Here is a 22,941-nt window from a genome sequence, read left to right on the forward strand (position 1 = left end):
GTCCGGGTCAGCATGCCCCCCGACGAAATGGACATCCGTGACTCATCCGCCTGCCACGCCGGACGAGCCCATCGGCGTAGCCGTCATCGGCGCCGGCTACTGGGGCCCCAACCTGGTCCGCAACTTCATGTCCAGCCCGGCGTTCCGGCTGCGCTGGCTCTGTGACCTCGATCTCGGCCGGGCCCGTACGGTGCTCGGCGACTACTCCACGATCGGCGCGACCGACGACCTGGCGCAGGTGCTCGCCGACGACGCGGTACGGGCCGTGGCGATCGCCACGCCCGCCGGCACCCACCTCGACGTCGCGTCCGCCGCGCTGCGCGCCGGCAAGCACGTGCTGGTCGAGAAGCCGCTCGCCGCCAACCACGCCGACGGCGCCGCCCTGGTCGCCGAGGCCGAGCAGCGCGGTCTGACGTTGATGTGCGACCACACCTACTGCTACACCCCGGCGGTGCTGCGGATCCGCGAGATGCTGCACGCCGGTGACCTGGGTGAGCTGCACTACCTCGACTCGGTACGGATCAACCTGGGCCTGGTGCAGCGCGACATCGACGTGATCTGGGACCTCGCCCCGCACGACCTGTCGATCCTCGATTTCATCCTGCCGCCGGGGGTACGCCCGGTGGCGGTCGCGGCGCACGGCGCCGACGGCATCGGCGCCGGCCGGGCCTGCGTGGCGTACCTCACGCTACGGCTGAGCACCGGTGCCATCGCCCACGTGCACGTCAACTGGCTCTCCCCGGTCAAGATCCGCACCACGATCGTCGGCGGGTCCAAGCGCACCCTGGTCTGGGACGACCTGAACCCGGGCCAGCGGCTGGCCCTGTTCGACCGGGGCGTCGACGTCGCCACCTCCGACGAGCTCGGCTCCGAGGCGCGCCGCGACATGCTGGTGTCGTACCGCTCCGGCGATATGGTCGCTCCGGCGCTGACCGAACGGGAAGCGCTGCGCACCATGGTCGAGGAGTACGCCCGCGCCATCCGTACCGGCACCCCCGCCCTCACCGACGGCCGCTCCGGCCTGCGGGTGCTGGCCATCCTGGAAGCCGCCACCCGCAGCCTCGCCGCCGGCGGCACGATGATCCCGCTGGACGAGGAGTCCGCCGCATGACCGCCGCATCCTCCGCCGCCACCGCCCCGGCGGTCGACCTGGCCAACGCCACCGTCCTGGTGACCGGCGGTGCCGGCTTCATCGGCTCGCACCTGGCCGAGCATCTCGTCTGTCTCGGGGCACGGGTCGTGGTGCTGGACAACTTCCGCAACGGCACCCGGGAGAATCTGGCGTTCCCCGGTGCGGAGTCGATGCGGGTGATCGAGGGCGACATCTGCGACCCGCAGACCTGTGTCGACGCGATGACCGGTGTCGACGTCGTCTTCCACCTGGCCTGTCTCGGGGTACGCCACTCGCTGCACAGCCCGGTGGAGAACCACCAGGTCAACGCCCTCGGCACGCTCAACGTGCTGGAGGCGGCGCGGGCCGCCCAGGTGTCCCGGCTGCTGTACGTGTCGACCTCGGAGATCTACGGCCGGGCACTGGAGTTCCCGATCACCGAGGAGACCACCCCCTGGCCGTTGACCGTCTACGGCAGCAGCAAACTCGCCGGCGAGCACTACGCCCGCTCGTACCTGGAGTGCTGGGGGCTGCCGGTGGTCTGCGTCCGGCCGTTCAACAACTACGGGCCGCGCTCGCACTTCGAGGGCGACTCCGGCGAGGTGATCCCCCGGTTCATCCTGCGGGCGCTGGCCGGGCAGCCGCCGGTGGTCTTCGGCGACGGCGGCGTCACCCGGGACTTCCTCTACGTGAAGGACTGCGTCGAGACGCTGGCCCGGGTCGCCGAGTCGACCGAACTGGTCGGCGAGGTGGTCAACCTCGGGTACGGCGAGGAGCTGACCATCGGCCTGCTGGCCGAGACCGTGCTGGCCGCCGTCGGCCGTACCGACCTGCGGCCGGTCTTCGAGGCACCGCGCCCGGCCGACGTGCCCCGGCTGTGGGTGGACACCTCCAAGCTGCGCAAGACCATCGACTTCGCGCCCCGGGTGTCGCTGGCCGAGGGGATCGGCCACACCCTCGAGTACTTCCAGCGGTTGCTGCGCGAGCAGCCCGGTGCGCTGGAGCGGATGCAGACGAAGAACTGGAGCCAGCCGGCATGAGCGAAACCGGTCCCCGCCGCATCCAGGTGATGCTGCCGATGCTCGGCGAGGAGGAGGAGCAGGCCGCCGCCGCGGCGATCCGCTCCGGCTGGGTGGCCCAGGGCCCCCGGGTGGCGCAGTTCGAACGCGAGTTCGCCGCCGCCGTCGGCGCCGACCACGGGGTCGCGGTCAGCTCCTGCACCACCGCACTGCACCTGGCGCTGGTGCTGCACGGCGTCGGCCCCGGCGACGAGGTCGTCGTGCCGTCGCTGTCGTTCATCGCCACCGCCAACGCGGTCCGCCACGCCGGTGCCGAGCCGGTCTTCGCCGACGTCGACCTGGCCACCGGGAACCTGACCGTCGAGACGGTCGAGGCGGTCCGCACGCCGCGTACCCGGGCGGTGATCGCGGTCCACCAGGGCGGCGTGCCGTTCGACACGGTCGCGCTGCGTACGGCGGCCGCCGGCTGGGGCGTACCGCTGATCGAGGACGCCGCCTGCGCGGCCGGTTCCCGCGCGTACGGGCAGCCGGTGGGTGCCGGCGCGGCGATCTCGGCCTGGTCGTTCCACCCCCGCAAGGTGATCACCACCGGGGAGGGCGGCATGCTGACGCTGGACGACGCCGACGGTGCCGTCCGGCTGCGCCGGCTGCGCGAACACGGGATGAACGTCTCCGCCGCCGACCGGCACGCCAGCACCCAGCCGGTGCTGGAGGCGTACCTGGAGCCGGCGTTCAACTACCGAATGACCGACATCCAGGCCGCGGTCGGCCTGGTCCAGGTGGGCCGGCTACCCGGTCTCATCGCCGGCCGCCGGGCGCTGGCCGCCCGCTACCACGCGCTGCTGGCCGACATCGACGGGCTGGTGCCGGTGGTCGACCCGGCGTACGGCGAGACCAGCTACCAGTCGTTCTGGGTGCGCATCGACCCGGCGTACGGGGTGGCCCGCGACGACGTACTGGCCGGGTTGGCCGACGCCGGGGTCTCCGCGCGGCGCGGCATCATGGCCGCCCACCTGGAGCCGGCGTACGCCCACCTCACCCCGGCCCCGCTGCCGGTGACCGAGCGGCTGACCCGCGACTCGCTGATCCTGCCGCTGCATCACGCACTCACCGAGGCCGACCAGGACCACATCGTCGCGGTGCTGCGCAAACTGGCCGGGCGATGAGGGACCTGCTGATCGTCGGTGCCGGCGGTTTCGCCCGGGAGACCGCCGCCGCCGTCGCGGCGGTCAACGCGGTGACGCCGACCTGGCGGCTGCGGGGCTTCCTCGACGACGACCCGGCGCTGCACGGCACCCGGCGGGTCGACGTACCGGTGATCGGCGGCACCGACCTGGTCGCCGAGCTGGCTGACGCGGCCGTGGTGGTCTGCGTCGGCAACCCCCGGAACTACCGGTCCCGGCAGCGGCTGGTCGACCGGTTCGGCCTGCCTGAGCAGCGGTACGCCACCATCGTGCACCCGAGCGCCCGGGTCGGGGTCGGCTGCACCGTCGGCGCGGGCAGCGTGCTGCTGGCCGGGGTGGACCTGACCGCCGACGTCGCCGTCGGCGCGCACGTCGCGGTGATGCCGCAGGTGGTGCTGACCCACGACACGGTGATCGGGCCGTACGCCACGATCGCCTCCGGGGTGCGCCTCGGCGGCGGGGCGCGCCTCGGCGACGGCGTCTACGTCGGTGCCGGCGCGCTGCTGCGCGACGGTGTCTCCGTCGGTGCCTGGTCGCAGCTGGGCATGGGCGCGGTGGTGCTGCGCGACGTGCCCGCCGGTGAGGTGTGGGTCGGCGCGCCGGCCCGTTTCCTGCGCCCGGCCCACGGTCCGGCCGATCGCCCGGCCCACGGTCGCGTCGACCGCCCGGCCGACCGAACGAACGAGTCCCAGTTGAGGAGTCCCGCGTGAGCAGCATCCCCCTCGTCGACCTGGCCGCCGCCCACGCCGAAGTGGCCGAGGAGGTCGACGCCGGCTTCAAACGGGTCATCGCCGGCACCGCGTTCATCGGCGGTGCCGAGGTCGCCGCCTTCGAGGCCGAGTACGCCGCATTCAGCGGCGTAGCGCACTGCGTCGGCGTGGCCAACGGCACCGACGCGCTGGAGCTGGCCCTGCGGGCGGTCGGGGTCGGGCCGGGCAGTGAGGTGATCCTGCCGGCCAACACGTTCATCGCCACCGCCGAGGCCGTCGCCCGGGCCGGTGCCCGGGTGGTGCTGGTCGACTGCGATCCGGCGACGTACCTGATCGACGTCGACGCCGCGCTGGCCGCGGTCACCCCGGCGACCCGGGCGATCGCCCCGGTGCACCTGTACGGCCAGCTCGCCGACGTGCCCCGGCTGCGGGCCGGGCTCGCCAGCGTCTCCGCCACCGGGCAGGAGATCGCGATCGTCGAGGACGCCGCGCAGTGCCAGGGCGCCACCCGCCACGGCGTCGGCGCTGGTGCCGACGGGATCGCCGCCACCAGCTTCTACCCGGGCAAGAACCTCGGCGCGTACGGCGACGCCGGGGCGGTGGTCACCGCCGACGCCGGACTCGCCGCCGACGTCCGGCGGATGTCGGCGCACGGCAGTGTCCGCAAGTACGTCCACGAGGTGGTCGGCTTCAACAGCCGCCTCGACGGGCTGCAGGCCGTGGTGCTGCGGGCCAAGCTTGCCCGGCTGGCCAGCGGCAACGACCGGCGCCGGGCGATCGCGGCCCGCTACGACACGCTGCTGGCCGACCTCGACGTGGTCCGCCCGGTGACGCTGGCCGGCAACGTGCACGTCTGGCACATCTACTGCGTCCGGGTGCCCGGTGGGGCGCAGCGTCGCGACGCGGTCCTGGCCGCGATGAACGCGGCCGGAATCGGTGCCGCCATCCACTACCCGGTGCCGGTGCACCTGACGCCGGCCTTCGCCGACCTCGGCTACCCGGCCGGGTCGTTCCCGCACGCCGAGTCGACCGCCCCGCAGCTGCTGTCGCTGCCGATCTACCCGCAGCTGACCGCGGCGCAGCAGGACCGGGTCGTCGAGGTGCTGGCCGCCGCGCTGGCAGCCTGAACGGTTCACCGACCGTGTACGTCACCCTGCGCGACCGTCCCGGAGCGGACGAGCACACCCCTGGTCGCCAGGTCAGGCGGCGGGTGTCCGGCACCGTGCTGCTGCTCGGCACGGTCAGCCTGCTCACCGACGTCTCCTCGGAGATGGTCGCTTCGGTGCTGCCGCTGTACCTGACGGTGGTGGTCGGGCTCAGCCCGGTGGCGTACGGCTTCCTCGACGGCGTCTACCAGGGGGTCAGCGCCCTGGTCCGGATCGCCGGCGGATACGCCGGGGACCGGGGCGGGCGGCCCAAGTGGGTGGCGGTGGCCGGGTACGCGGCGTCGGCGGTGAGCCGGATCGCGATGCTGCCGGCGCAGGGCTTCGCCGCGATCACCGCGGTGATCACCATGGACCGGCTCGGCAAAGGGCTGCGGACCGCGCCCCGGGACGCGCTGATCGCCGCGTCGTCGGACCCGGCGGCGCTGGGCCGGGCGTTCGGCGTACACCGGGCGTTGGACACCTTCGGTGCCGCGCTCGGCCCGCTGGTCGCATTCGCCCTGCTCGCCGCCGTGCCGGGCAGCTACGACTCGGTGTTCGGGGTGTCGTTCGCGTTCGCGCTGGTGGGTGTGGCGGTCCTGGTGCTGTTCGTGCCGAACCTGGCGACGGCCGCCGGGACGGCACGCCTCGGCGTACGGCGGATGGTGGCCGAGGTGACCGGGGCCCGGCTGCGTCGGCCGCTGCTCGCCGCCGGTGTACTCGGGTTGGTGACCGTCGGCGACGGGTTCCTCTACCTGACGTTGCAGGACCGCGACGAGTTCGCCGCGTTGTACTTCCCGCTGCTGTTCGTCGGCACCAACGTGGCGTACCTGCTTCTCGCGGTGCCGATGGGACGGCTGGCCGACCGGGTGGGCCGGGCGAAGGTGCTGGTCGCCGGGCACGGCGCGCTGCTCGCCTGCTATCTGCTGGCCGCCGCGCCGGCCGGCGGCGTCGGGCTGACCGTCGCCGTCCTGCTGCTGCTCGGCGTCTTCTACGCGGCCACCGACGGGGTGCTGGCGGCGCTGGTCGCCAAGCTGACGCCGGCCCAGGCGCGGGGCAGCGGGATCGCCGCCGCGCAGACGGTGGTGGTGCTGACCCGGTTCGCCTCCTCGGTCGCCTTCGGGTTGCTGTGGTCGGCCGCCGGGCCGGGTACGGCGGTGCTGCTCTTCGCAGCGGCGTTGACCGTCGCCATCCCGGCCGCCGGTTGGCTGCTGCGCGGCGTGGACCGGGCACCGGCGGCCGGCGACGCCGTACCGGTGGGTGGGTCCTGATGGGGCTGCGGACCCGGCTGGCGATCCTCCTCGCCGTCGTGCTGCTGGCGGCGGCCGGCGCCGGCGGCTACGTCTGGCAGGTCCGGCAGGCGCAGGCCCGGGTGCAGGCGCAGGCCAGCCCGGTGCCGGTACGGACGGACCTGGCGGCGGTCCGGGCCCAGCCGCACCTGGTGTTCCGCTCCACGGCGCTGGGCGACGGCTACGGGGAGGTCGCGGTGACCCCGTTGAGCGACCCGGACGGGCCGCGGGCGTTGACCGGCCGCTCCTGCGAGCGGGTGTACGCGACCCGCACGCAGACCATCTGTCTGTCCGCCGAACGCGGGCTGCTCACCGTCTACCGGGCACAGTTGCTCGACGCCGAGTTCGCCCCGGCGCAGGATCTGCCGTTGACCGGCATCCCGTCGCGGGCCCGGCTGTCGCGGGCCGGCACCCTCGCCGCCACCACGTCGTTCGTCGCTGGTGACTCCTACGCCAACCCGGGCGAGTTCTCCACCCGTACGGTGATCAGCCGCACCGGCGGGGCGGTGATCGGCGACATCGAGCAGTTCCCGCTCTACGTCGACGGCGAACTGGTCACCGCGATCGACAAGAACCTGTGGGGCGTCACCTTCGCCGACGACGACCGGTTCTACGCCACCGCCGCCTCCGGCGGCACGACCTGGCTGGTCGAAGGCAGCATCAGCGGCCGCCGTGTGGAGGCGCTGCGCGCCGACGCCGAGTGCCCGTCGTTGTCACCCGACGGCACCCGGGTGGCGTTCAAGAAGCGCGGCGACCTGCCGCCGGGCCAGTGGCGGCTGGCCGTCTACGACCTGGCGACCGGCGCGGAGACGCTGCTGGCCGAGACCCGCAGCGTCGACGACCAGGTGGAGTGGCTCGACGACGACCAGGTCGTCTACGGCCTGCCGCGCAGCGGTAGCGGTGGCGCGGCGACCAGTGACGTGTGGCGGGTCCCCGCCGACGGCTCGGGCTCGCCGCAGGTGCTGGTACACGACGCATGGTCCCCGGCGGTGGTCCGGTGACCTACCGGCCCCTGGAGAGGAATCCGAATCCGATGAAGCGGTTGGACATCATCACGCCGAGTTTCGCGCCTGACTTCGAGCTCTGCGCCGACCTGCACCGGTCGGTGCTGGCGTGCACTCCCGATTCGGTACGGCAGCAGATCATCGTGCCGCAGCGCGATCTGGCACTGTTCGCGCAGTTGGCCGGGCCTCGGGTGCAGGTGCATCCGGTGGCCGAGTTCCTGCCCCGGTCGCTGGTGGCGGTACCGGGCGTGAACGGCTGGGTGAACCTGCGCCGGCCGTTTCCGCCGCTGCGGGGATGGATCACCCAGCAGATCGTGAAGTTGGCGGCCGCCGCCCGTTCCGACGCGGACGTGGTGCTGCTGGTCGATTCGGACATCGAGTTCGTCAGGCCGTTCGACGCTGACGTGTTCTGCGCCGACGACGTGGTCCGGTTCTACCGCAAGCCGCACGAGATCGACCAGCGCCTACCGCGCCACGTTCGGTGGCACGAGGTGTCCCGTCAGCTGCTCGGTCTGCCGCCGCTGACGCAGCTGCCGCTGCCGGACTACATCTGCTGGCCGGCGCCGTGGGATCCCCGGTTGGTACGGGAACTGCTGAACCGGGTCGAGGAGGTCACCGGCCGGCCCTGGCCGACGGCGATCGGGTCGCAGCTGCACTTCTCCGAGGAGATCCTGTACGGGGTGTACCTGGACGAGGTGGTGGGTGGCGCGGCGGTCAGCTATGCCACGGACGACATGCTTTGCCACGACTACTCGGCGGAGGAGCCGCTGGACGCGACGGGAATCCGCGCCTTCCTGGACGGGATCGGCCCGGCCGACATCGCGGTGATGATCTCGGCCAAGTCACGTACACCGATGGATGTCCGCCGCGCCGCGATGGCGGAGCTGGCCGGCTGAGCTGCCCGGTCGACTGAGCCGGTCGGCTGGCCGGCGTCAGTACGCACCGCAGCTGGAGCCGCCGTCGATGCGGTAGATGTGCACGGCGTTGCCGTCGATGAACGAGTCGGTGAAGGTGCCGTCGTCGGCCGACAACGTACGCCCCTCGTCGAGCACCTCGACCCGGGCGTCCCCGACACAGGGCAGCTGGAACGTCGCCTCGGCCACGCTGCTGCCGGCCGAACCGGCGATCAGGTAGAAGTGACCGTCGTGCCACTTGGTGGCGAGGTCGACGCCGGCGGAGACGGTGGCCACCCCGTCGGCGTACGGCGCGTTGAGTACCGGCGCGAGGCGGGTGACGCGCTCGTTGACGGCGGTGACGGCGGCGCGCTCCGCCGCGTAGCAGGCTTCGCGCAGCGCGTGCTGTGTCTGGCAGGGACCGCTGAAGCTGTGGTTGAAGTAGACGATCCCCCGGGCCCCGTGGATGAGGCTGCTCCACACCGCGGCGGTCACGTCCTCCGGGGTGATCGACGGATAGTGTTCCTCGGCGAAGGGGCGCCCGACCTCGATGAAGTTCCAGACCGGCACGCTGCCCCGGGGCTCGATCAGCTCCCGTACCCGGTCGACGGTCCGGCCGTAGTTGGCGGCGCGGTGGCACAGCTCGGCCGGTAGCCGCTGGACGCCGTCGACAGTCACCATCTGGTCCGGGTCGAAGAACTTGCCTCCCTCGCTGTGCCCGCAGATCGCGCCGTCGGTAAACCAGTAGGTGTCGATCGAGACGATGTCGGCGTAGTCGTTGACGAACCGGGCCGCCGCCGCGTCGTCCTGCCAGAAGGCGACGCCCTTGCCGTAGTTGGCGAGCCGGAGCCGGTCGTCGGTGGGCAGCCGGTCGACGGTCTGCTGCTGGACGGTGTAGCCGCAACTGCCGGTGGGCGGCTGACAGATGTCGCCCTGACCGGGGTAGTTGCCGGTCCATGCGTCGTAACCGGGACCGGCCCACATGTCCACCTCGTCGGAGATGAACCAGCCTGCGGTCTCGGTGTCGTGCGGACCGGAGGTAGGGCTGGTGATAGCGTGCATCCCGGCGGCCCGGACCAGGTCGATGTTGCTGGTCTCGGTCAGCTCGACATAGGTGTTGATGCCCGCCGCGGCGTCGGTCGCAGTGTCCACCGGGTCGGTCACGCTCTCCAGCCACACCCCGATCGGGAAGAACTCCGGATCGGCCGGCAGGGAGGGTGAGAACCCGGCGTAGTAGTCGGCACCGCCGTCGACCGGCCGCAGGCGGGCCCCGGCCCCGCCGGGGCTGGCCGTGGTGCCGGGACCGATCTGGCTCGCGGCCGGCCGGCCGAAGCCGGCGTCGGCGAGCAACCGGACCACGACGACCCCGAGGAGTACGGCGGCGACGGTGACCAGGGCGAGGACGAGGGTGACCCGCGTGGGGCGAGCGGCCCGCTCGGTGCTCCCGGTCATCGACGCCATCCCATCAACGTACGGCGATCATCGCGACACTCCATGCACACCAGATGCTAACAGCAAAAACCATGACAAATTGTCCGTTTTGGACATTAGCCGGCAGTGATGACCGGCCTGTTGTCCAGTAACCGACAACCTCATCCGCACAGCGAGCCGGCGTCAGGCCAGCCCGAGCGCACCTGCCACCAGTTCGGCACGCGCCGGCCAGCTGTGCCGCTCGGCGAACACGCGCCGGTGCGCGGCGGCCTGCGGATCGACCGGGTGCACCGCCAGGTCCCGGGCCGCCCGGCCGAACTCGGCGCGATCGCTGGTGATCCGGATCAGGTCGGTGTCGAGCCACCGGGTCGCCGGCAGGTCGGTGCTCACCGCCGGCAGTCCGGCGCCGAGGTACTCCAGCGTCTTGAGCGGGAACGCCGCCCGGTTGAAGGCGCTGTCCTGGTACGGCGTCAGACCCACGTTCAGGTGGCGCAGATAGCGCGGCATCTGCTCATACGGACGCGGACCGACCCATTGCACCTCCGGCCGGGCGCAGAGCCGGTGGAACCGGTCCGGGGCCCACCGGGAGTCGTACGGGCCCACGAGCAGCAGCGCGCAGCCCGCGTCGACGACCGCCTCCAGCATCTCGATGTCGATGCGGGCGGACAGGTGGCCGACCACCCCGGCGATCGGCGGCGACAGGCGGACGTCGTCCGCCGGCTCGACCGCGGCGAGATCCCGGTAGGCCGCTGTCTGCACCCCGTTCGGCACCAGCAGGACCGTGGCCCCCATTGCGGTCCACCGCTGCTGCAAGGTGGTGGAGACCGCCAGCACCAGGTCGGACTGGGCGAGCGCCACGCGCTCCTCCTCCTTGACCTGGGCCACCCGTCGGCCCATCAGCTGCGCCCCGGCGACGAAGTCGTCGGTGCCGTACAACACGTTGCGCACCGCCGGGCCCCAACCGCCGAGCAGCCGGCCGAGCCGGCAGTCGACCACGGCGTACGGCTGCGCCCGCAGCCGGCGCAACGCGGCGACGATCTGCCGCCGTACCAGGTGCGGCGTGACGCGCCGGACGCCGGCCCGGCTGTGCAACGGAGCGACCCACGGCGTCATCCGGACGATCCGCGGATGCACCGGCACCAGCTCCGGAGCCGGCCGGAGCCGGCGCACCGCCGCCGGGTTCGCCAGAGACACCGGAGGGTCGACCCAGAGCACCCGGGCGTACCGGGTCAACGCGGTGGTCAGCAGCCGGTCCGAACCAGCCGGCCCGTCCCACGGCGTACCCGCGCAGACGACCAGCAGCGGACCGTCGTCCACCGCACTCATACGCCGGCCCGTACCCAGCGGCGGTACCGGACCTCCCGCTGCACCCGGCGCCACACCACGCTCGCGGCGAACGGCGGCAGCATCGGCGCCAGCCGGGCACCCACCCGGCTGCGCCGCTGCAGCGCCCGCCACTGCGGCAGGCGCTGGTAGTCGGCGCAGGTCTCGCGGGCGAAATCCACGAAACTCGGCACGTCCACGTCGGCGGTACGGCCGCGGTCGTAGGCGTGCGACGCGATTTGCAACGCCTCGCCCGCCAACGCCCGCTGGGCTGTACGGTGCAACTCCGTCGCCTGTGCCAGTTGCCCGCCAGGACCGTCGAACAGGGTGTCGAACACCGTCCGGCGCTCCTGCAGGTCGAGCAACTGGCCGGAGCCGGTGGTGACGCTCATGCTCGCCGCGTGGTCACGGTGCCAGGCCTGATCGGGCCCGTCGATGCGACCGACGTCGGACACCGCCGCCACCCGCAACCAATACTCCATGTCCTGGGCGAACTTCAGTCGCAGACTCAACGGTCCGATCTCGCTCACGACGCTCGCCCGGACCACAGCTTCCGGGGTGGTGATGCAGTTGACCCCCCGACGGCACCGTTCACCGATCCAGTCTGCCCCGGACCAGACCGTCCAGGACCGTACGGTGGACTGCGCCGGCGGTGGCGGCGAGGTGACGAAGTGTCGGGGATGGCCGTAGACCAGCCCGACGGAGGGAAACTCCTCGAACAACGCCACGGCCCGCGCCAATGCCCCGGGGGTGAGCAGATCGTCGGCGTCCAACCGATGGATGTAGGCGCCGGACGCCTCGGCCAGCCCATCGTTGAACGCCACGACGTGACCGGTGTTGTCTCGGTGGCGGATCAGACGGACCCGCGGGTCGGCCCGGACGAACTCCTCGGCGACCCTGGCGCTGTCGTCGGTGGAGGCATCGTCGACGATGATCACCTCGACGTCGACCCCCTCCTGCGACAACGCGCTCGGCACGCTCTCCGGCAGGAAGTGACCGTAGTTATAGCAAGGGATGATCACCGAAACGGTACGCCGCTCGGCAGGGGGCTGCGGCACCGGTGCCATGACGACTGACTTGCTGGTCAGCCGCCGGGACCGCGCGCTCCGGTCGCTGTTCACTTTCGTCGCCTTTCACGGTGGACGCCGACGACGGACCGCGTCGGACGCCGGGTGGATACGCTTGTTCAGGACACGGTGGACGATTATCTGGTCGCGATGCCGGTCACGAGGTCCGGTGCCCGGCACCAGCCGGACCGGCGACCAGCACCGGTTCGCCGTTGTCGGGGTCGGCTGATTCGGGCGGCGGCCCAGCAGTACTGCCTCGCAGCTCCCGGAACCGGCGCGGCAGCCACCTGGCCAGCGGTGCGACGAACAGCACAGTGGTGAGCATCCCGCCGACGAGCAACGCCAGGAGACGGTTGTCGAACAGACCGGAGACGCCGATGCCGACGACCGCTGCAGGGAGCACCGCGAGCACCGGGACCAGCAGGTGGCCCAGCACCACGCCGGTCCGTACCGCGTACGGCCGGACCAGCGCCAGATGCAACGGCAGCACCACGACCAGCGCGACGACCAGATGCGCCCAGCCCGCGCCGGCGATCCCCCAGTACCGCACGCCGACGACCATCGCGGGAACGAGCGCCACCAGCCACGACAACTGCGCCCAGAGCACCGTACGGGGGGCACCGACCGCGATCAGGAACGAACTCAGCAGGTCGGTCACCACCCGTACCGCCCCGAACAGGCCGAGTCCCACCAACGCGGCGGCGGCCGGCAACCAACGGGCACCGTACACCAGCGGAATCAGCACCGTCGCCAGCCCGGAGAGCAGCACCCCAGCCAGCAACGCCCCACTCCAACTCAGCGCTACCGCGGCGTGCAGCGCGGCGGCCCGTGGGGACGGGTCGGTCAGCCGGGCGAACGCCGGCAGGGCGACCGCCCGGACCGCTGCGCCGAGAGCACCCATCGGCCAACTGGAGATGTTGAAGGCCATCACGTAGAAGCCGAGCAGGACCGCGCCGAGCGCGCTGCCGACAATCATGTAGTCGACGGTGAGCACCGCCCAGGAGACGACGTTCGCCGAAGCCAGCGGCAGGCCGAACCTGACCAGCCCGATCGCCATCGTTCGGTCGAAGCCGAACCGGGGCCAGACCCGGGCCAGCCGGAACTGCAGGGCACAGGCACCCGCCTGGGACACCACCCGGGCGATCGCCAACGCCATCGCACCGAACCCGAGCAGGATCAGCAGGACCGTGACGATCGCGTTGAGCACCAGGCTCAACCCGTCGACGGACATCTGTGCGGACTGGCGGAACTCGCGTTGCAGGACCGCGTACGGCACGACCGAGAAGCCGCTGAGAATCAGCGTCACCGACATCACCTGAACCACGGAGGTCGCCTCCGGGCTGCCCATGGCCATCGCGATCGGTCCGGCGAGCAGGCACATCGCGACCGCGAGCAGAGCGCTGCTGGCGGTGGCGACGGTGGTGGCGGTGCCGGCCCGCTCGGCGATGTTGCCCTTGCGGATCAGGTCAGCGCTCAAGCCGAGTTCGGCGAACGCCACCACGATCGTCTGGACGGTCAGCGCCACCGCGTAGACGCCGAACTCGCTGGGCGCTAGCAGTCGGGCGAGCATGATGCTCACCCCGAAGCTGCCCAGTCGGATGGCTATGTTGTTGAACGCGCTCCAGGCCAGCGCCCGCCGGACCCGGCCGCCGAGCCCCGCCAACTCTGCGGTCGGGGTGGTTGCCTCAGCCATCGTTGCCTCCCAGCCGGTGCCGTCGCAGGGCCGACGCCGTGCTGCGGAAGATCGCGTATCCCTGCTCGTGGCCAGGGTCATGGTCGATCAGCAGGTACCGGGGGTCGGCAAGCAGTCGACGGCAGAGCGTGAATCCCGCCGCGCCGTTGAGATAGTTGACGACAACGAAGTTGGCGTTGGCCATGTGATCGGCCGGCGGCTCGGCCCCACTGCCGGGATCAGCGATCCAGAGCAGGTCGAAGGCGGCCACCCCGTAGGCGGCAGCGAGCTCGGGCAGCAGTCCGGCGCTCCTGTCGTCGCCACGTTCGGCGGTCGCCGGACCGTCCGGCGGAGCCTGGACGATCAGCGGCCGGTTGGGGTTCGCCCGCAATCCGCCGAGCAGCGCTTCGCGGGCGGCGCCAGTCTGCGGATCCGACGAGGTCTCGTCGAGCAGCAACGCCGAGCTGATGTCCTCCTTCTCCGCCAGCTCGGCGAGTCGCCGCAGCAGCGGATCGGACGGCTGGTTGCGGGACCGGAGCCGGCTCAGCTCATAGTCGAGCCGGCGTTGCACCTTGCGGCCCAGGAGCCGGCCCTTGGCCAGCATCTCGGTGGGTCGGCCGACCGTGACCGGCCCTACCGGGCCGGCGACGGTCGAAGTCACCGACGGTTCGAACCGGCCGGCGGTGGCGGCGTACTCCTGCAGTCGAACCGCGAGCCTGACCTGGCCGGCGCGGTCCAGCATCGTGACGAAGCCGGTGATCCAGGCCGGCAACGGCGGCTCCGGCAGCAGGTGCACGGACCGCCGTACCGGCTGCTCGTGGACCTCGACCGGGCTGCCGGCGAGCAGACTCACCACGACGCGGGTCCGGTCGAGCTCCGGATGCCGCAGCCCCGGGTACTGACGGGCCCGATTGGCCCCGTCGGCGACCCGTCCCGCACACAACAGTGCCCGGACGAGGTACGCCCACTCCACCGGATCGGGCTCGGCCGCGCGATGGGTGAGCAGGGTGCCTTCGATCGTCTGGTTGAGCCAGTCCATGGCGGTGGTCGGGCGCCCCTGCTCAAGTGCGCACACCGCGAGCCGCAGCACCGGCTCGGGCATGAAGTGGTAGTTCAGACACCGCCGGTACAGGTTCTCGGCGTCGGCGTACCGCCCCTGTCGCACCGCCTCGTCGCCCTGAGCGAGCAGCACCCGGTCGAGGCCACCGCTAACCAACGGGGCGACGGTGGTCCCCGCGTCGGCGATCTCCAACGGGGCGAACGGGCGGCGCTGGACGATCCGTTGGCCGGGCCGCAGGGCTCGCCGCAAGGTGTACCACTGGAGTATCTCGTCGCGCTGGGCCGCAGTGTGCCGACTGTGCACCAGCTGGTGACCGGCGTCGGTGATCCTGGCCAGCTCCTCAGGGTGCTCGAAGAGGTGGTCGAGCTTGTCGAGCACGTCGTTCTCGTCGGCGACCACACAGTTGACCATGTCGACGAACCCAGCGGCTTCGACTGACGCCGCGCGTTCGGTCAGCAGGCAGGATCGAGCAGCGGGGATCTCGAAGTGCTTGCGAACGACTTCCTTGGCGATCGTGCCGCAGGTGGGTACGACCTGCGCGGCGTTGAGCATCCGGGCGTACCGCTCGCCGAAGATCATCCGGGCCGACTTGCGGTTGCTGAACCAGCCGCCGTGCGGAGTGGTCAACGACGGGTACGCCGCCGCGACCGTCCGGTTGATCCGGTTGCGCCATGGATAGTGGATCGCCTGGCTGCCAGCGAAGAACACTGGGACGATCTTCGACTCGCCGTAGTCCCGGTAGAGGCCCGGATCGACGAAGTTGGGCCAGACGAACATGTCGTCGGCGATGTCGGGGGTGTATTCAGCCATCGCGACCGAGATACTGACGAAGCTCTCCACCCCCCACTGCGCCATGTCTGACAGCGAGGCTGCCCGGGACAGGCAGTAGGCGTCCGAGTGGATGAAGCCGAGCTTGGGCACCTGCGGGTGGGCCGAGGTGCCCGTGATGCGCCGCTTGCCGGCATAGGCCCCGGACTCGAACAGTGTCAGATCCGGCTGGAACCGCTCACAGATCTCGCCGTAGTCGCACTCGTCGGTGACCACCGTCACGTCGAAGAACTGCGCGAGACAGTCGACTTGCTCCCGCAGGTGCAGCTGGATGAACCCCGGTAGCTCCGGCTGCAGCATGCGGAAGAAGACCATCCGCGGCTTTTCCCGAGGTGGGGAAGCCTGTTCCACCGTCGTGGGCCCCTTCGTGTCGAAGTCGATCGCTTCGTGGAGTGGTTCCATGGCTGCCGGCGTCTCCGTGGGCGACCGGCACTGGGCACGCTCAAGGATCGAGCCGAAGGCGTCGCCTTCGGCTCGATCCGTCGAGCACGTGCCGGGTTACTCCTCGTCGGGCTCGAATACCACGTCGACCCAGTAGTTGTGCACCGAGGTGTCGCTGGGGAAGCCTCCGCCGTACCGGTAGACCGCACCGGAGGCCGGCACGTGCAGCGGCGGCTGGTCCAGCCCCACCCCGGAGAAGGTGTTCAAGGTGACCGCGTAGAAGCCTACGGGGGTGAAGTACGAGGCGACATAAGTCGATCCGGCGACAATCGCAACCGGTTGGCTGAACGTCACGGTCTGCCAACCGTCCGGAGTTTCGTCGGTGAACTCAGCGGTCGCCAGCAACGTACCGTCAGCAGTCCAGAGTGTCCCGATATGGGTGCCATCGTTCTGCCAGCCCTTGAAGAAGCGCACCCCTGTGACCACGCCGTCCGTGTCCGCAGTGAACCGAACTCCGACCTCGATCGCGTTGTGGTCCGCCCAGTTGGCGGAGTCCGGAACCGCCGACGGACCGAAGATCGTCATCCCGCTCGACGTCGGACTCGGCTCCGGCGTCGGACTCGGGCTCGGCTGCGGCGACGGCGACGGCGACGGACTTGACGTCGGACTCGGGCTGCCACTCGGGCTCGGCTCCGTCGACGGGGACGGACTCGGGCTGTCACTCGGGCTCGGCGACGGTGAGCCTGTCGGATCGGGATCCGGGTTCTCCTCGCCGCCGAGGCCGGGGGCGAAGATCGGGTCGACCCAGTAGTTCGTCGACTGCCAACTATCGCTCGGGAAGCCGCTGCCGCCGTACCGGTACACCCCGTTGCTGCCACTCGGCGCGCTCAGCACGCCGTTGGTGTGTCCCGAACTGAAGTACATGCCGGTCGACGAGTAGTAGCCGTTGGAGGCGTGGTATGACACGACGTAGGTCGTCCCGGGCGTGATCGTCACCGGAGTGTCGAACATCCCGATCTGCCAGCCGACGCCGCCGGGGTCGTCGAAGGTCAGCCGGGCCAGCAACTGACCGTCCGCCGCCCAGAGCGACCCGCTGTGCGAACCGCTGTTCGCCGGGCCCCGGTAGAACCGCATGCCGACGACCGCACCGTCGACGGTCGCGGTGAATTTCACACCCAGCTCGACGGCGTTTCCGTCCGCCACCGAGACGTTCTGCGGAGCGGAGTCCGACGCGAAGAGCGTGACCAGGGACCCGTCCAGATCGGTGTGGAACGACCAGGTCATCGGGGCGGTCATGGGGTTGCCCAGGTCGTCAGTGGCCGTCACCGTGGCGGTGTACCCGGTGGTGGATGCCAGGGACGACGCCGGAGTGAACGAGGCCGTCCGGGAGCCGGCAACGTAGCCGACGGCTCCGTCAACCTCCACCGCGTCCTCGTCCACCACAGTGAACTCGATCGACTCCGGGTCGAGCTCCTTGGAGAAGGTCGCCGAGACGACCGTCGACACCGGGGCAGCGGTGGCGTCTGGTAGCGGGCTGACCGACGTCGCGATCGGCGGCGCGTCGGCGCTGACCACGAACGTGACGTCAACGTAGTAGTTGGTGTCGTTGTACGACTCGGTCGGGAAGCCAGACCCGAAGCTGAACAGACCGCTGCGCTGTCCGCTCACCGACCTCGGCACCGACAACGGGCCAGCCCGCCAGTCGTCGACGCTGAAGGCGTACTGGTCGGCCGGGTAGTGGCCCTGCGGTGCCAGGTAGGAGGCGACGTAGTCGACCCCGGCCGCGACCTGCACCGGGGAGGTGAACCGTAGCTGCTGCCATCCGGTGGCCGATTCGTTGGTGAAGGTGCCGTCGGCGAGCAGGCTGCCGGTGGACGTCCACAACCGGCCGCGGTGGGTCCCGCCGTTGCCGGCACCCTTGTAGAAACGGATCCCGGTGATCAGACCATCGACCTGCGGGGTGAACCGGACACCGAGCTCGTAGGCGTCACCGTTGCCGGCGACGGGCGTGGTCGGCTCCAGGTCACCGAACAGGGTGTGCTCGCCGGTGAGGTTGATCGTCAGGGGAACCGTCGGCTCACCTAGGTTGACACTGTCGTCGACGGCCCGGGCAAGCACCTGCTGGGTGCCGATGCCGCTGGCGTGGAACTCGTACGACCAGGTGTCGGTGCCTTCCGCCGGGTGCCAGCGCTGGCCCCCGTCGGTTGAGACCTCGATGCCGGCGACCTGCCCACCGACGTCGGTCGCGGTCCCGGTGACGGTGACGAGCGTGCCACGGGCCACCGTGGTGCCGGCTGCCGGCGCGGTGATCACCGCCGTCGGCGCCGTAACGTCACTTGACGGCGCGGCGGGCGTCAGAGCGCTCATCAGGGTGTCCGGTTGCACTCCCATGTCGGCGAAGAGGTTCACCGTGGCCTGCTGCATCGCCGAATCGGCGGGGGGCTGCCGGCCGTCGTGCTCGGCGTCCAGACCCCAGGCCCACTGGATGGTGCCGGCGGAGAAGACCAGGGCGCCGCTGGCGGCCCGGTAGAGGGTCACATGGTGGGTGGTCTGCGCTGGGGCGGTCTCCTGCGGGTTACCGAAGCCGAACAGGTACTCAGGGGTGTATCCGACACTCGTGGACAGCCGGATCAACCCGGCCGGTCGGAACCCGTTGTCGAGGTCCTCGTTCGACTCGTAGCCGACCGTGTGCTCGGCCAGCGTGGCCACCTGGCCGGGTGCCTGGCCGGCAGCGACGGTGCCCCGCCAGAAGCGGTTGCGCCCCTGTTCGGCGGGGACCTCGATCGGCATGTCGTTGTGGTTGGCCTTGTATGCCGTACCGGTCAGAGCGTTCTCTGGACGGCCACCGTCACTCGGCGGGCTGAACTGAGGGTCGCGCCAGGTGCCGGTCCACTCCTCGGAAGGATCGATCTTGGCGCCGGCCCAGGTCTCCTTGTAGCAGACAAGGGTCCGGTACGGGGTGCCGTTGCCGTCCTGGCTCTCCTCCCAGCGGGTCTTCCAGTACACCTCGTTGCCACTGAAGAACGCGAGGTTCACCCCGTGCTCACGGGCGGCCTCGACGTGTTCGCGTTGGGCACCCGACCAGTACTCGTCGTGGCCGGTCGACAGGAATACCTTGTGGTTCTTGATCAGCTCACCACGACGGTCGGAATCCACGCCGGTGGTGTAGCTGATGTCGTATCCGTTCCGCTCGAGGAATCGGATCATTGGGTACTCGTTGCTGAAGAGGAAGTCACGGCCGGAATTGTCGCCACGGGTGGCGAAGGGGCGGTTGTAGCTGACCTTGTACGCCCGACCATTGGCACCGCCGCCATAGAAGTCGGAGCCACCGTAGTTGTTGTACGCCTGCCAGGTCGTGTCGGAGGTTTGGAAGAACAGGTCGGAGGTGCTGGAATCGTCCCGCACGATGAACGGAATGTGGCTCTCACCGCCGGTGTCCGAACGGATCAGCCGCGCGATGAAGACGCCGGAGACAGCATCGCCGGGCACCGTCCAACTGGCCGAAGGCGCCCAGTTGCCGCAGTCGAAGATCTCGGTGGTCGGATCGGTGACGCACGCCGGCTGTTGTTGAGGCAACGCAGCGGACGGCGAGACGGTCGCCCACTCACGGGCTCCGTCACCGTCGTACCAGCCGAGCCGATAGATCTTGATCGAGTAGTCCGCCGCATCTGTGTCGATCTTGAAGACGACCTGTTCGCCCAGATTGGCACTTATGTCAGTGGCAAACCCCTGGATGCTGGGGTCTCCGGCACCGTCGATGTCCCAGACCGAGGCTGGCACCCCAGGCTTGCTGTTCTCACAGACGACCGGGTTGACCGGCGCGACACACGGGCCGACCGCCGCCGAGGCGGGCGGAATGCCCATCAGAGTCCCGCCGACGATCGCCACGGCGACGAAGGCCGTCAGTGATCGCCTCGAACCACGTACGAAGCGCCGCTCGCGTATCCGGGTCAACGGTACGCGGGCTCGCCTACGCCAATCGGCACCCACTGGCCGACCTCCCCTGGCATGTCAACTATATATATTTCTCTATATTGGAATACTCGAGCAAGTCTGCCTACCCTATGACCGCTCCCAGTCGCCCCCCAGTCAACTGCCCTAACGCTGCCATGCCGAACGGCATCGACGCAATTGTGCTTCCACCCGGATACGCAGGCGGCATGGCCAAGGCAGGTCCGCCATTCGGACATCCGACCACACCATTGGGCAGGCACACACGGCCCGTAACGGGTCAGTCGCGCCTCATCCTCGATCCGACCACGGTCGACCGGTCACCCCACGCGACCAAGCCATGGCGCCGAGGTACGAACCTGCCGCTTCGGGTGCGTGAATCGCCACACAGTGCCACAAAGCCCGAGCATCAACGAAAGGACCATGACATAACTGCTGAAACTGAACGAGTCAAAGGTCACCCCGACGAACATGCCAACCAGCTGTGCCGCGACCAGTGCGGCACAGAGGTGCCGGTCGGCGTACGTGGTCGACCGGCGCATCGCGATCAGCGCCAGAACGACCCCGGTGAGGTGCAGCGCGGCCAGCATGCCCACACCCACCAGGCCGTTGGTCAACGCGGTCGCCAGCCACTGGTTGTCGAGGTACTGATACTGCGGCCACACCCAGGTGCCGGTCCCTCGACCGAACCACGGGCGCTGCGCGAAGTAGTAGTTCACCATCTCGTACCGCTTGGTTCGAGCCGTGATGCTCGGATCGTCGGCGGCACCGGCGAACATCCCGTTGATCGTGCTCCACACCGCCGGTTTCGCCACGATCATCGCAGCGACCATGCAGGTGCCAAGGGCCAGTAGGTTGTACCGCATCCGCCAGCCCCAGATGGGTAGCATGACCAGGATGACGATCGCCAATCCGATGAACCCGGTCCGCGACATCGTCGCAGGTACGGCCGCCGCGACACACAGCGCCGCCACGGCGAACAACTGGCGACGTAGCCGGGTGTCGGAGAAGACCGCGAAGTGGATTGCAAACGGCAACGCGATCGCCATGATCGTGCTGAATTCGATGTAGTGGGAGGTGGTGCTCGCCACCCGGATGCCCGAGCCTCTGATCTCCAACTCCGGCACCCAGCCCTTCGCCTCCAGGCCAGGCACCGTGATGAACTGGGTAACATCCATGTACAGAATGAACTGCAGCAACCCGATGACCGCCATCATGCTGCAGCACCAGACGAACACCTGCAGCACCGACTTCATCCTGGCCCAGTTCGGCAGCCCGTCGGCAGCCATCAGGATCACCCCGACGAACACCGCGGCGCTCAACAACGCACGGTCGGCACTGTTCGCCTCGATCGTGGTCAGCCCTCGGAGCAGCCCGATCGGGTACGAAACGAGCATCGACATCAGATAGCCGAACACCGCCCACCGCATCGGCTGGGGGCCGAGCAGCACCAGTCGGGGGTTGAGCCGGGCCACCACCCACCAGACGAACAGCAGCATGCCGACGATCAGAGCCGGCCGCCCCAGGTCGGTCATGTTGGGCACGATCAGCCAGGCCGGGATCAGTGTCAGCAGGACGATCATGAGGCTGATCACCGTCGCGGCATCGATCCGGGTGAACCGACGCCGCGTGATGTAGGTGCGGTCAGCGACCAGAGACGGCTCAAAGTCTGCCGGATGCACCGCCGGAGCGGTCAATGGGGCTTGCTCCCGTTGCTCTTCGCGACCCAGCGGTCACCGGTCGCCCGGGGCAGCACCATCGTCGCGTCATCCGACTGGATCGCAATCACCGCGGTGTCGTCGGTGGCCGGCGTCCGATCGATGCGATCAGTCTGTGGCTCCGCGCCGCCCATGTTCGACCGGTACTCGTTGCCGGCCTTGCGTGGTCCCGGGACCGGGGTGCCAGCTGCCGGAACTCCGTCCGCGGCCCGCAACGGCCCACTCAGGCCCGCAGCACCAGGCAGCTCGGTCGCGAGGCCGACACCACGTTTCTCCGCAGGTCCTGCGGCCGCCGTGGTCTGGGGCGGCGTCGCTCCTACCGGCTGGCTGTGAGCGGACTGCCAACTCTTCGCGGAGACCGGCTCGGCGCTCTCGGCACGCTGGCCGTTCATCGGCAGCGGTGTCGGGCGGCCGCTGGCAGCGACATCTGTCGTGTCCGTCCGCGACGCCGAACGATCAGCGACCCCGCCGCCCGGACCCTCGGTCGGATCGATCTCACCAGCCGCGATCGCCCTACGGCGGGCACGCCGGCGCAGCCAGGCGTCGATCGCTACGGTGATACCCGCGCTCAGCAGGACGCCGGCACCGGCGATGGCGACAAGCGCCCGCTTGATCTTGGACGTCGACTCGGTGAGGTTGTCGCCCAGGTCGAGTCGTCGGGTGGTGATCGACTCGTCGCCGGACACTCCGTACTCGCTCTGCAGCGCGGCGACGCTCTCACTGAAACGCCGGACCAGCTCCTCGGTGGTCTCGGTCGCCTGCTGTTCGGTGTCGCCGATCACCTCGAACGTGATCACCGGCAGCTGGGTGTCGAACCCGATGGTGAAGTTGGTGCTGTACCCGTCCTCTTCCAACTGGTCCAGCACCGTCTGATCCTGCACCGTGATGATCGCGGCCCGGCTGAGCGACCCCAAACCAAGATCGAACCATGGGTTCCGCGGTGCCGGGGCCGCGTCCGGGTCTTCCGGATCGGCTGTCGCGGTCGGTGGGATCAGCTGTACGTAGCTGGTCGACACGTAGTCCGGCTGAATCGTGACGGCGACGACACCGGTACTGGCTGCGGCGAGGAGCAACAGCGGCGCGGCGATGTACCACCGCCGAAACAACAGCTTGGTGAGGTCCCAAAAATCCACTGCTGTCCTCTCGTGGCGGGCAAGG

16 protein-coding genes are annotated in these 22,941 nt (G+C 70.1%); 8 read left to right on the forward strand and 8 right to left on the reverse strand.

Annotated elements, in window-relative coordinates; translation table 11 throughout:
• The first annotated feature begins 37 nt into the window (after positions 1-37).
• The 8 genes from O7623_RS13785 to O7623_RS13820 are packed head-to-tail and all read left to right on the forward strand — an operon-like array spanning position 38 to position 8,355.
• A complete protein-coding gene (locus O7623_RS13785; RefSeq protein ID WP_282229019.1) occupies positions 38-1,111 on the forward strand; it encodes a Gfo/Idh/MocA family oxidoreductase in 1,074 nt (357 codons plus the stop codon).
• The gene (locus O7623_RS13790; protein ID WP_282229020.1) at positions 1,108-2,151 is read left to right on the forward strand and encodes an NAD-dependent epimerase/dehydratase family protein; all 1,044 of its coding nucleotides are present in this window, start codon (positions 1,108-1,110) and stop codon (positions 2,149-2,151) included. Before O7623_RS13785 ends, O7623_RS13790 begins: the two co-directional genes overlap by 4 nt.
• Entirely contained in the window at positions 2,148-3,296 is a 1,149-nt protein-coding gene (locus tag O7623_RS13795) for a DegT/DnrJ/EryC1/StrS family aminotransferase (protein ID WP_282229021.1), read from the forward strand. The genes O7623_RS13790 and O7623_RS13795 overlap by 4 nt, the downstream gene beginning before the upstream one ends.
• Positions 3,293-4,024: an acetyltransferase gene (locus O7623_RS13800; protein ID WP_282229022.1), complete on the forward strand. Its 732-nt coding sequence runs from the start codon at positions 3,293-3,295 to the stop codon at positions 4,022-4,024. Before O7623_RS13795 ends, O7623_RS13800 begins: the two co-directional genes overlap by 4 nt.
• Positions 4,021-5,151, forward strand: coding sequence for an aminotransferase class I/II-fold pyridoxal phosphate-dependent enzyme (locus O7623_RS13805; protein WP_282229023.1), 1,131 nt, complete (start codon positions 4,021-4,023; stop codon positions 5,149-5,151). Before O7623_RS13800 ends, O7623_RS13805 begins: the two co-directional genes overlap by 4 nt.
• Before the next feature lie 14 nt (positions 5,152-5,165).
• Positions 5,166-6,437 carry an MFS transporter gene (locus O7623_RS13810; protein ID WP_282229024.1) on the forward strand — a complete coding sequence of 424 codons (1,272 nt, stop codon included), beginning with the start codon at positions 5,166-5,168 and terminating at the stop codon, positions 6,435-6,437.
• Positions 6,437-7,456 carry a hypothetical protein gene (locus O7623_RS13815; RefSeq protein WP_282229025.1) on the forward strand — a complete coding sequence of 340 codons (1,020 nt, stop codon included), beginning with the start codon at positions 6,437-6,439 and terminating at the stop codon, positions 7,454-7,456. Before O7623_RS13810 ends, O7623_RS13815 begins: the two co-directional genes overlap by 1 nt.
• The gene (locus O7623_RS13820; RefSeq protein WP_282229026.1) at positions 7,453-8,355 is read left to right on the forward strand and encodes a DUF6492 family protein; all 903 of its coding nucleotides are present in this window, start codon (positions 7,453-7,455) and stop codon (positions 8,353-8,355) included. Before O7623_RS13815 ends, O7623_RS13820 begins: the two co-directional genes overlap by 4 nt.
• A 36-nt stretch (positions 8,356-8,391) precedes the next feature.
• Here the strand turns inward: O7623_RS13820 and O7623_RS13825 are convergent, their stop codons facing one another.
• From O7623_RS13825 to O7623_RS13860, 8 genes are all read right to left on the reverse strand, one after another.
• A complete protein-coding gene (locus tag O7623_RS13825; RefSeq protein WP_282229027.1) occupies positions 8,392-9,813 on the reverse strand; it encodes a hypothetical protein in 1,422 nt (473 codons plus the stop codon).
• A gap of 153 nt (positions 9,814-9,966) precedes the next feature.
• Positions 9,967-11,109, reverse strand: coding sequence for a glycosyltransferase (locus O7623_RS13830; RefSeq protein ID WP_282229028.1), 1,143 nt, complete (start codon positions 11,107-11,109; stop codon positions 9,967-9,969).
• Positions 11,106-12,227: a glycosyltransferase family 2 protein gene (locus O7623_RS13835; protein ID WP_282229029.1), complete on the reverse strand. Its 1,122-nt coding sequence runs from the start codon at positions 12,225-12,227 to the stop codon at positions 11,106-11,108. The genes O7623_RS13830 and O7623_RS13835 overlap by 4 nt, the downstream gene beginning before the upstream one ends.
• Positions 12,228-12,330: 103 nt before the next feature.
• On the reverse strand, positions 12,331-13,866 hold the full coding sequence (locus O7623_RS13840; protein ID WP_282229030.1) for an oligosaccharide flippase family protein: 1,536 nt from the start codon (positions 13,864-13,866) through the stop codon (positions 12,331-12,333).
• On the reverse strand, positions 13,859-16,048 hold the full coding sequence (locus tag O7623_RS13845) for a glycosyltransferase (protein WP_282229031.1): 2,190 nt from the start codon (positions 16,046-16,048) through the stop codon (positions 13,859-13,861). Before O7623_RS13845 ends, O7623_RS13840 begins: the two co-directional genes overlap by 8 nt.
• 183 nt (positions 16,049-16,231) lie before the next feature.
• Positions 16,232-19,978: a DUF4082 domain-containing protein gene (locus tag O7623_RS13850; RefSeq protein ID WP_282229032.1), complete on the reverse strand. Its 3,747-nt coding sequence runs from the start codon at positions 19,976-19,978 to the stop codon at positions 16,232-16,234.
• A gap of 407 nt (positions 19,979-20,385) precedes the next feature.
• Positions 20,386-21,660, reverse strand: a complete 1,275-nt coding sequence (locus O7623_RS13855; RefSeq protein WP_282229033.1) for an O-antigen ligase family protein — start codon at positions 21,658-21,660, stop codon at positions 20,386-20,388.
• Positions 21,661-21,758: 98 nt separating this feature from the next.
• A complete protein-coding gene (locus tag O7623_RS13860; protein WP_282229034.1) occupies positions 21,759-22,916 on the reverse strand; it encodes a hypothetical protein in 1,158 nt (385 codons plus the stop codon).
• Positions 22,917-22,941 lie beyond the last annotated feature (25 nt).

The sequence above is a fragment of the Solwaraspora sp. WMMD791 genome (assembly GCF_029581195.1).
Classification (GTDB): Bacteria; Actinomycetota; Actinomycetes; order Mycobacteriales; family Micromonosporaceae; genus Micromonospora_E.